The 10,635-nt window shown below is 53.8% G+C and carries 8 protein-coding genes; 5 read left to right on the top strand and 3 right to left on the bottom strand.

The genetic code is table 11. The features are described 5' to 3' along the window. Window positions 1-272 precede the first annotated feature (272 nt). A complete protein-coding gene (gene nadN, locus B2Z72_RS17950; RefSeq protein WP_296984141.1) occupies window positions 273-2,150 on the top strand; it encodes an NAD nucleotidase in 1,878 nt (625 codons plus the stop codon). A 47-nt stretch (window positions 2,151-2,197) separates the two neighbouring features. Here the strand turns inward: nadN and uvrB are convergent, their stop codons facing one another. Then, a complete protein-coding gene (gene uvrB, locus B2Z72_RS17945; RefSeq protein ID WP_296984139.1) occupies window positions 2,198-4,228 on the bottom strand; it encodes an excinuclease ABC subunit UvrB in 2,031 nt (676 codons plus the stop codon). Window positions 4,229-4,343: 115 nt separating this feature from the next. On the opposite strand from uvrB, the gene B2Z72_RS17940 reads away from it, so the two are divergent. Continuing rightward, window positions 4,344-5,528, top strand: coding sequence for a pyridoxal phosphate-dependent aminotransferase (locus tag B2Z72_RS17940; RefSeq protein WP_296984167.1), 1,185 nt, complete (start codon window positions 4,344-4,346; stop codon window positions 5,526-5,528). A gap of 131 nt (window positions 5,529-5,659) precedes the next feature. On the opposite strand, the gene hda is transcribed toward B2Z72_RS17940, so the two are convergent. Further along, window positions 5,660-6,355 (bottom strand): DnaA regulatory inactivator Hda, encoded by a 696-nt coding sequence (gene hda, locus B2Z72_RS17935; RefSeq protein ID WP_296984138.1) that lies wholly within the window; start codon window positions 6,353-6,355, stop codon window positions 5,660-5,662. A 15-nt stretch (window positions 6,356-6,370) separates the two neighbouring features. Continuing rightward, window positions 6,371-7,372: a DUF2066 domain-containing protein gene (locus B2Z72_RS17930; RefSeq protein WP_296984136.1), complete on the bottom strand. Its 1,002-nt coding sequence runs from the start codon at window positions 7,370-7,372 to the stop codon at window positions 6,371-6,373. 341 nt (window positions 7,373-7,713) lie between these two features. Between B2Z72_RS17930 and purM the strand changes: the two genes are divergently transcribed. From purM to B2Z72_RS17915, 3 genes are all read left to right on the top strand, one after another. Continuing rightward, the gene (gene purM, locus B2Z72_RS17925; protein WP_296984135.1) at window positions 7,714-8,763 is read left to right on the top strand and encodes a phosphoribosylformylglycinamidine cyclo-ligase; all 1,050 of its coding nucleotides are present in this window, start codon (window positions 7,714-7,716) and stop codon (window positions 8,761-8,763) included. Next, a complete protein-coding gene (purN, locus tag B2Z72_RS17920) occupies window positions 8,760-9,431 on the top strand; it encodes a phosphoribosylglycinamide formyltransferase (RefSeq protein WP_296984134.1) in 672 nt (223 codons plus the stop codon). Before purM ends, purN begins: the two co-directional genes overlap by 4 nt. 94 nt (window positions 9,432-9,525) lie before the next feature. Continuing rightward, window positions 9,526-10,419 carry a DUF3108 domain-containing protein gene (locus B2Z72_RS17915; protein ID WP_296984133.1) on the top strand — a complete coding sequence of 298 codons (894 nt, stop codon included), beginning with the start codon at window positions 9,526-9,528 and terminating at the stop codon, window positions 10,417-10,419. Window positions 10,420-10,635 lie beyond the last annotated feature (216 nt).

Genomic DNA, 10,635 nt, shown 5'->3' with positions numbered 1-10,635 from the left:
GCTCTAACCAACTGAGCTATAGTCCTGAAGAGGCGCGTATAATAGCCATCTGCCCCGCTCAGTGCAACCCTTTTGCAATGAAAAGTCGCGATCAGCGGATGATGTGAAAAACCTTTGAAATCAGATGCATAGATTCCCTCTCCTGCTCAGATCCGGCGCACAGCCATACCTTATTGATAAGAAGGTAAACTTTCGTCAATGCCATTGCACTGTAACCCAACTGCAACAGCGCCTGCCTAGCTTAGCCGTGATCATTTCAATCACGGACCCGAATGATGCGTATTAAAAACTTACCCTCTAAAAACCTCGTTAAGGCTCTGGCTCTGGCGATTCCTGCGGCAACTCTGATCGGCTGCGGCGGTAGCAGCAGCAATAGCAACAATGACGCAAACGACGATAACAACGATCAGAATGGTACGCCGCTGTCGCTGAACATCCTGCACATCAACGATCACCATTCCCATCTGGAAGAAGAATCCATCACGCTGGATATCGCTGGTCAGGACACCGAGTTCAGCAGCGGTGGTTTCCCACGCGTTGCCGCTCAGATTGCTGCCCGTGAAGCGGAACTGGATAACGTGCTCAAGCTGCACGCCGGTGATGCCATTACCGGTACTCTGTACTTCACGTCGTTTGAGGGTGAAGCCGACGCCGATCTGATGAATCAGGTGTGTTTCGATGCCTTCGCTCTGGGTAACCACGAGTTTGACCGCGGCGATGCCGGCCTGAAAGATTTTATCGACGAGCTGCACAGTGGCAGCTGTCAGACACCGGTTCTGGCTGCCAACGTAGTGCCGCAGGTCGGCACACCACTGGCACCGAATGCGTCTGATGATTACATCAAGCCTTACCATGTGTTCGAAGTGGACGGTCATGAAGTGGGCGTAATCGGTATCGACATCAAAAACAAAACCCAGAACAGTTCCAGTCCACTGGCGACCACTCAGTTCCTTGATGAAGCCACCACAGCTCAGGCCATGATTGATGAGCTGAAAGCATCCGGCATCGACAAAATCATTCTGATGACCCACTACCAATACGAAAACGATCTGCAACTGGCAGCACAGCTGACCGATGTTGACGTCATCGTTGGTGGTGACTCGCATACGCTGCTGGGCGACTTTGAACAATTCGGCCAGGCCAGTGCCGGCGATTACCCAACGATTGTTACCAACGCTGATGGCGACACCACCTGTGTGGTTCAGGCATGGCAGTATGCGCAGGTGGTTGGTGAGCTGAATGTGCAGTGGAATAACGACGGTACTGTGGAATCCTGTTCCGGTACACCTTACCTGCTGCTGGGTGATGAAATTCTGCGTGAAGACGCTGAAGAAAATGAATACACCCCAGCCGGTGATGAACTGGCAGCCATTGAAAGTGCGATTGCAGCAGCCCCTCAGCTGGCTGTGGTAACGCCGGACACAGCTGCTCAGCAGCTGCTGGATACTTACACTGCGCAACTGGATGAGTTCCGTAACGAAGTGGTTGGCACAGCGTCAGAAGACCTGTGTCTGGCGCGTATTCCTGGCCGTGCTTACGGCGATGAAAACTGCAGCAATGAGAGCGCCAACGGCAGTGACATCGGTAACGTGGTTGCTCAGGCGTTCCTCTATCTGAGCCTGGAAGCAGATATTGCCATTCAGAATGGTGGTGGCGTACGTACCGACATTTTTGCCGGTGACATTACCATTGGTGATGCCTACACCCTGCTGCCATTTGCCAACACTCTGACCAACCTGGAAATGACCGGTGCGGAAATCCGCCAGGTGCTGAACGAAGCAGTGGATTATGCTCACAATCCGGAAGGCTCTTCCGGTGCCTATCCTTATGGCGCAGGCATTCGCTGGACCGTCGACATGAACCGCCCTGCCGGTCAGCGTCTGTATGATATTGAGGTTCAGGAACGCGGTACGTCAGACTGGACTGCTCTGACAGATGCTGATCAGCTGACCGTGGTGAGCAACAGCTTTACCGCTCAGGGACAGGATGGTTATGTGACCTTTGGTACCGTCAGCAACGATGGCCGCGCGGTGGATACCTTCCTCGACTACGCACAGTCTTTCGTAGACTACGTGGAAGAAGTCGGCACCATCAGCAAGCCTGCGGCAGAAGATTATTCAACGCAGTCTTATACACCTGTCTCTGATTAATCCGCTGACTTGGATTAATTCACCGACAAAACCGGATCGGGAACAGCTCAGCTGTTCTCGATCACCCTCTGCTTCATTTCATGCAACTGGTCGCGCAGGCGGGCAGCTTCTTCAAAGTTAAGGTCTTTTGCCGCCTTAAACATCTGATCTTCCACCACCGCCACTTTTTTAACCAGCTCAGCTGCACTGAGTGAACGCCAATCATCCGCACCGTATTCGGCATGATCTTCGGCGACTTTACGCCCACGACTTTTGCCTTTGCCTTTTTTGCCCGGCGGTGGCGCTGCATCGAGAATATCGGCCACGGATTTTTTAATACCCTGAGGTACGATGTCGTGCTCTTCGTTAAAGGCTATCTGTTTTTCGCGACGGCGTTCGGTTTCATCCATGGCTTTGGTCATGGAATCGGTCATGCGGTCAGCGTACAGAATCGCTTTACCATGCAGGTTACGGGCAGCACGACCGATGGTCTGAATCAAAGAGCGTTCGGAACGCAGGAAGCCCTCTTTATCGGCGTCGAAAATAGCGACCAGAGAGACCTCCGGAATATCCAGACCTTCCCGCAGCAGGTTAATCCCCACCAGCACATCAAATTCACCCAGACGCAGGTCACGGATAATTTCTACCCGCTCCACGGTATCAATATCGGAGTGCAGATAACGCACACGGATGTGCTGCTCCAGCAGGAACTCAGTTAAATCTTCCGCCATGCGTTTGGTCAGTACGGTAATCAATACCCGCTCACCGGCACTGATGCGTTCATGTAATTCGTGCAGCACGTCATCCACCTGACCGGTCGCCGGGCGCACTTCCACTACCGGGTCAATCAGACCGGTCGGACGCACCACCTGCTCGACCACGGCATCCTGATGGTCTTTTTCATAATTACCCGGTGTGGCAGAAACAAAAATGCACTGGGGAACAATTTTCTCCCACTCTTCAAAACGCATCGGACGGTTATCCAATGCCGATGGTAAGCGGAAACCAAACTGCACCAGCGTTTCTTTACGCGAACGGTCACCACGGTACATACCGCCGATCTGCGGAATCGTTACATGGGATTCATCGACGAAAACCAGCGCATCATTTGGAATATAATCAAACAGCGTCGGTGGCGCTTCACCCTCACCACGGCCAGATAAATAGCGTGAATAGTTTTCGATGCCCGAGCAGTAACCCAGCTCCTGCATCATTTCGATATCGTATTTGGTGCGCTGCTCCAGACGCTGAGCTTCAACCAGCAGGTTATGTTCGCGGAAATATTCCAGCCGCTCGTCCAGCTCCACCTTAATACCATCAATCGCATCGAGAATGCGCTGACGTGGCGTTACATAGTGGGTCTTCGGATAAATGGTTACCCGTGCGACTTTATTCAGCACTTCGCCGGTAAGCGGATCGAAGTAGGAAATCTGTTCAACTTCATCATCAAACAGTTCGATACGCACCGCTTCGTCATCACTTTCCGCCGGAAAAATATCAATGACTTCTCCGCGCACCCGATAAGTACCACGATGAAAATCCATATCGTTGCGGGTGTACTGCAACTCTGCCAGGCGGCGCAGAATGGAGCGCTGATCGATCGAATCACCACGCACAATATGCAGCATCATTTTCAGATAGGAATCCGGATCACCCAGACCGTAAATCGCGGACACGGTGGCAACAATGATGGCGTCGCGACGCTCCATCAGAGCCTTGGTCGCCGACAGTCGCATCTGTTCGATGTGTTCATTCACCGAAGCGTCTTTGTCGATAAAGGTATCCGACGAAGGAACGTAGGCTTCCGGCTGATAGTAATCGTAGTAAGAGACGAAATACTCGACGGCGTTATTGGGGAAAAATTCCTTAAATTCACCGTACAGCTGTGCAGCCAGAGTTTTGTTGTGCGCCATGATAATTGCCGGACGTCCGCACTGGGCGATGACGTTGGCCATGGTGTAGGTCTTACCGGAACCGGTCACCCCAAGCAGGGTTTGCTTCAGCAGTCCTGCGTCGACACCCGCCACCAGCTGGTGGATGGCTTCGGGTTGATCACCGGCGGGAGAATATTTGGACGAAAGCTCAAATGCCTTGCTCATCAGGATTCCAGTTACAGCTCATATCAGATAACATTATACGGATTTTTGACTGGCAGGGCTCCCGACCCGGATCAGCCGGACTGCCTGCAACCACCATCGGTTTTTGAGGATACACATTTTGGACCTGAAATTGTCTGATCGCGTTCAACAGATCAAGCCTTCCCCTACTCTGGCGGTGACCAACCGCGCTGCAGAGCTGCGTGCGGCAGGCAAAGACATTATTGGCCTCGGCGCGGGCGAGCCTGACTTCGATACTCCGGAGCATATTAAAAAGGCCGCTATAGAGGCAATTAACAACGGGTTTACCAAATACACGGCGGTCGACGGCACGCCGGGCCTCAAGAAAGCCATTATTAACAAGCTGCAGAAAGACAACGGCCTGAGCTACGAACCTGCTCAGATCCTGGTCTCCTGTGGCGGTAAGCAAAGTTTCTTCAACCTGTCTCTGGCACTGCTGAACAAGGGTGACGAAGTCATCATCCCTGCGCCTTACTGGGTATCTTACCCGGATATGGTGAAAATGGCGGAAGCGACTCCGGTGATCGTTGAAACCGGCGAAGAAACCCGCTTCAAAATGACACCGGAAATGCTGGATGCTGCCATCACCGACAAAACCCGCCTGGTGGTACTGAACAGCCCATCCAACCCATCCGGTGTTGCCTACACGGGTGAAGAACTGAAAGCACTGGCCGCTGTGCTGAAAAAATACCCGGATGTACTGGTCGCCACTGACGACATGTACGAATACATCTGGTGGGCGGACTTCGCCTTTGAAAACATCCTGACCGTGTGTCCGGAACTGTATGACCGTACCATCGTACTGAACGGTGTTTCCAAAGCCTACAGCATGACCGGCTGGCGTATTGGCTACGCTGCGGGCCCGGCGAAGCTGATTGGCGCTATGAAGAAGATTCAGTCTCAGAGCACCTCCAACCCAACCTCTATTTCTCAGGTTGCGGCGGAAGCAGCCCTGAACGGTGGCCGTGACTGCGTAACACCTATGGTTAAGGCATTCAAAGAACGCCATGACTATCTGGTTGCTGCACTGAACGAGATTCCGGGCGTTACCTGTATCGAAAGTGATGGTGCTTTTTACGCATTCCCAAGCTTTAAAGAAGCCATGGCGAAACTGGGCGTTGAAGACGACGTCGCCTTTGCCGAAAAACTGCTGACTGACGCTGGTGTAGCACTGGTTCCAGGCTCCGCCTTCGGCACCCCGGGTTATGCCCGACTGTCGTTCGCTACCAGTCTGGACGTGCTGAAGGATGCGGTAGGCCGTATCAGCAAAGCACTGAGCTGATCCTGCGATAACAGCACGGCAATAAAAAAAAAGCCGCCCGCTGACTACCTTGATAAAGGGAAATCAGCCGGCGGCTTTTTTGTGTCTGGCGTAAAACGATACCAGGACTGGTTCCGCGGATTACCCGGGCGTTACCACTCCATTTCCGCTTTGATAAACGGAATCGTCAGCTTACGCTGCGCTGACAGAGATGCCTGATCCAGCTTATCCAGCAGATCAAAAAGGCCCTGCATATCACGCGGACCACGCGACAGAATAAAACGCGCGACGTCGTCATTCATATTCAGACCGCGACGTTTGGCGCGCAGCAGCAGCGCCAGAATTTTATCGTCATCTTCCAGCGGCTCAACCTGATAAACCATACCCCAACTCAGACGCGAGCTGAGATCCGGTAGTTGGATACCCACATGATTGGGCGCCTGATTGGCGGCAATCAGCATGTGCCCCTGACGGTCGCGCACACGGTTAAACAGATGGAAAAGGCCTTCTTCCCACTCTTTATTGCCAGCGACGGACTGCACGTTATCCAGAGCCACCAAAGGCAGGTTTTCCATAGAATCGAGTACCGCAGGGCTGTATTCCACCAGTTCGTCCAGCGGCAGATAAACACCCTGATGACCCAGACCTTCCGCATAGTGACAGGCCGCCTGCAATAAATGGCTGCAGCCAACGCCTTCTGAACCCCACAGATAGATATAAGGCTCGCCGTGGGTCGTCCACTGCTGTTGCAGCGCCTGTACCACCTGCTCGTTCGGGCCGGCATAATAATTCGCGAACCGGGCGTCGTCCCGGACCGTGATAGATAATGTAAGTTGTTGATGTTCCATGCTTTTTATTATGCCCTATTGTTGCCAGACATAGTCACCCTGTTCTGACAACAATAACCGATTATCGAGCGAAAGGGTCGCCCAGACCTGATTCCAGTCAGCAGAAAGGTCCAGATCCAGCACCAGATCATTTTCATGCACCGCCCGCACACGCACGTTGTTCACCGCCACATTTGCCTGCAGATAAGCCAACAGATCGTGATAAGCGCGGAAACTGCTGACACCGGAAACCCGCAGCTCATGGCCGGAACTGGTGCCGTCATCAATCACTGCGTAACGCGAGGACAGCAGCACAGCGATCTGCTCAGTCACCTGACGCAGGGCTTCTTCTGCCGTTTCACCGCGGCTGCTGAGGTCCAGTACCTCGCCATCGTGTTCAAAAAATCCGCTGTAGCGCCAGTCTCCGTTCAGGGTCGGCGTCATACGGCCAGCCAGAATGGCATCGGCACGGTAGCGTTCGGAAGCTTTCTCGATATCTCCACGGAACAGCCCCCAAAGTCGTTCCAGCGGCAAGGTCGCTTCGTCTTCCAGATCCTGAGCCGGCCACAATACCGGGATACCCCGTTCATCCATGGCGCGCGCCATGGTTTTATACCACTGCGGAGTATCGGCACTGATCCACTGACGCTCCTGACCTTCTTCGACGCCGTTCCACAGCACAACCAATGGCCGGCTTTTGCCCCAGACCGGCAGATGCGCATCGGTAAGCAACTGATCAATCAGGTTCGGCGCAAACACGACCTTTAAATAGAGGGCATCGTCGTCACGATTGAAACGGAAGCTTTTTACATAGCGGTCTGCCCGCGACACAGCCTGCTGCACAGATTCACTGGTGGCACTGGCAGAGAGCCCGGAAACTTTAACAACCACCTGTTGCAGTGCCAGCTGAGTACCCTGCTGGCGGCTGTCAGCGGACTGATTTTCCACCGGCACACTCACGGTATAAAGATCGGATACGGTAACCGCATGCCCCAGCGCACTCAGACACAACATGACGATCAGACTGACAGCTCGCACAGACAGATTCCTTATGACATGGCCCTGCCCCGGCAGCGCCTGATTCAGATACATCCTTCAGACAGACAATGCGCCCAAAGTTGCAGCGCGTTCTGGCAGAAAAGGCCCGTATTGTGCCACGAACAGCGCCGATAGCCAGTCTCCAGCCCAAAGCCGGATAAGATTTTGTGATCTGGGCAGCCTATTGCTGCATATCTGTACAGATTTCTGCCATCCGGCGGGGGATGACAGCCGATGATCATCCCGCGCGGCTGACTAAGCGGTATTTGAGTGGTGCACTTGGCGGAACAAATCGTTAGAATACGCGCCTTCTTCCACCCAGTACCTCCAGTGACAACGGCATGACTGAAAAACAATCCCTTAGCTACAAAGACGCGGGCGTCGACATTGACGCAGGAAATGCATTGGTAGAGCGCATCAAAGGCGTGGCGAAAGCGACCCGCCGTCCTGAAGTGCTTGCCGGCCTGGGTGGCTTCGGCGCTCTGTTTGAATTACCTCAGGGCTACGAACAACCGGTACTGGTTTCCGGCACCGACGGTGTGGGCACCAAGCTGCGCCTCGCCATGGACCTCGCCAAGCACGACACCATTGGTATCGACCTGGTCGCCATGTGTGTAAACGATCTGGTGGTTGCCGGTGCTGAGCCGCTGTTCTTCCTTGATTACTACGCCACTGGCAAGCTGAACGTAGACGTTGCGGCTTCTGTTGTCACCGGTATCGGTGAAGGCTGTGCTCAGGCGGGTGCTTCTCTGGTTGGTGGTGAAACGGCCGAAATGCCTGGCATGTACGAAGGCGAAGACTACGATCTGGCAGGCTTCTGCGTTGGTATCGTAGAAAAAGCCGACATCATCGACGGCAGCAAAGTAAAAGCCGGTGACAAACTGATCGCCATGGCTTCTTCCGGCCCACACTCCAACGGCTACTCTCTGATCCGCAAGATCATCGAAGTGTCTGATGCTGACCTGAGTGCCGATCTGGATGGTCAGCCATTGGCTGATGCCCTGATGGCCCCTACCCGCATTTACGTACGCTCTGCACTGAAGCTGATCAACGCCTCTGAAGTGCACTCCATGTGCCACGTAACTGGCGGCGGCTTCCAGGAAAACATTCCACGCGTACTGCCAGAAGGCTGCAAGGCCGTGATCGACACTAACAGCTGGCAGTGGCCTGCCGTATTCAGCTGGCTACAGGATGCCGGTAACGTAAAAACCAGCGAAATGTACCGCACCTTTAACTGTGGTGTTGGCATGATTGCTGTCGTTCCGGAAGAAAAAGCTGATGCTGCTGTTGCTCTGCTGAACGCAGAAGGCGAACAGTCCTGGATCATCGGTGATATTCAGACAAAATCTGACAGCGAAGAACAGGTCGAGTTTATCGGTACCCACGTATGATGCGACCGCCCGGCGAACCTGAAAAGAAGCCGCGTATCGTTATTCTGATCTCCGGCAGTGGCAGCAATATGCTGGCCATTGCCGAGGCTGTTAAATCCGGTGATATCGACGCTGAAGTCGCCGCAGTTATCTCCAATCGCCCGGAAGCCGCAGGCCTGCAAAAAGCCCGCGACCGCGATATTCCATGCGTTGGTCTGGATCACAAAGAATATCAGAGCCGTGAACACTTCGATGTTGCCCTGATGCGCAAAATCGATGAGTACGAGCCGGATGTGCTTGTGCTCGCCGGCTTTATGCGCATTCTGACGCCGGATTTTGTCCGCCGTTACGAAGGACGCATGCTCAATATTCACCCTTCTCTGCTGCCAAAATACCAGGGGCTGAACACGCACCAGCGTGCGATTGATGCCGGTGACAGCGAGCACGGCGTAACTGTTCACTTCGTTACCGAAGTACTGGACGATGGCCCGAACGTGATTCAGGCAGCTGTCACAATTAACGCGGATGATGATGCAACAAACCTGCAAAAGCGCGTGCAGCAGCAGGAGCACATTATTTATCCGATTGCCGTTAAATGGTTTGTCAGTGGACGACTGGTGATGAAAGACAACAAAGCCCTGCTGGATGGCAAACAGCTGCCAGAGGCTGGTCTGCGTCTGGAACAGTGATCACCACTCACTGATCAGCCGGAAAGGAATCTGGCGCGACTTTGCTGGTCAGATACGGCAACATCTGCGTTATATGGAGTTTACAGGCTGAATTATGCTGAACCAACGGACCCGCCACCTGCCCCTCGCTTTATTCTTTGCCGCTGTTGCCCTGTCTGCCGGCGCAATGGCCGACGAATCCCGGACGGAACTGTCTTCGCCAGATAGCGCATCAGAGCAAGCATCACTCGAGCAGGAAACATTTGAGCACGAATCACTCGAGCAGGAATCAGCGCAAACCCCGGAACAGGCAACAGCGTATGCAGCTGAGGATGAAGCCGAAAATGCCGACGACAGCGCTGATCCGGCGAAACCATCTGCCCAACTGACCCCCTTCACCGCTCATTACAAAACCGCCTGGAAACTGGGCTGGTTCAGTATTGATATCGAAGCCAGCCGCACTCTGCGCCAGCTCACCAATGGCAACTGGCAGCTGATCTTTGAAGCCGATGCCAGCGCCGCAGGCCTGGTTGAAACCTCAGAATTCTCTTTTGAAGATGGCCTGATTACGCCACTGGAATACCGCTACCGTGGCAGCGGCCTGATCAATGAAAGCGACCGCACGCTGGTGTTCACACCAGAATTCAAACGCGTCAGCGATCTGGAAAACCAGCAGCAATACAGCAACGCCTGGAAAGATACCATTCAGGACAACCTGACCTATATGCTGCAGGCAGGGCTGGACCTGGCAAAAGGCGACGAAGACCTCAAATATCAGGTCTTCGAAAAGAACCGCGCCAAGGACTTCGAATTCGAGGTAGTCGGTGAAGAGCAGCTCAATACCGATATCGGCCGCCTGAACACCATCAAACTCAGACAGGTGCGCAAGAACAAGAACCGCAACGTATATGCCTGGTATGCCATCGACCACAACTACCAGCTGGTGCGCCTGCAGGATAAAAAAGACGGTGAAACCCGCTACCAGATCGATATCACTGCATTAAAGTAAACAAAACCACAATTGTCTGCGCTGCGCTCTACAGCCAGCGCCCTGTCTGCGGTAAACTCCTGCCAGCAAACGAATTTCCCGATTTACAGGACACCAGACATGCGACTCAGCGACGGCGATATTGAACAACGGCTCGAACAGGGCAGCATCCGCATCGAGCCGGCTCCTGAAGCCGATGCCATCGCCGGAATCAGCGGTGACCTGCGCCGCGACCAC

The sequence above is a fragment of the Thalassolituus sp. UBA6592 genome, assembly GCF_002433655.1.
GTDB lineage: Bacteria > Pseudomonadota > Gammaproteobacteria > Pseudomonadales > Oceanobacteraceae > Venatoribacter.
The sequence above is the reverse complement of the archived record's forward strand: the minus strand, read 5'-3'. Positions and strand labels throughout refer to the sequence as shown.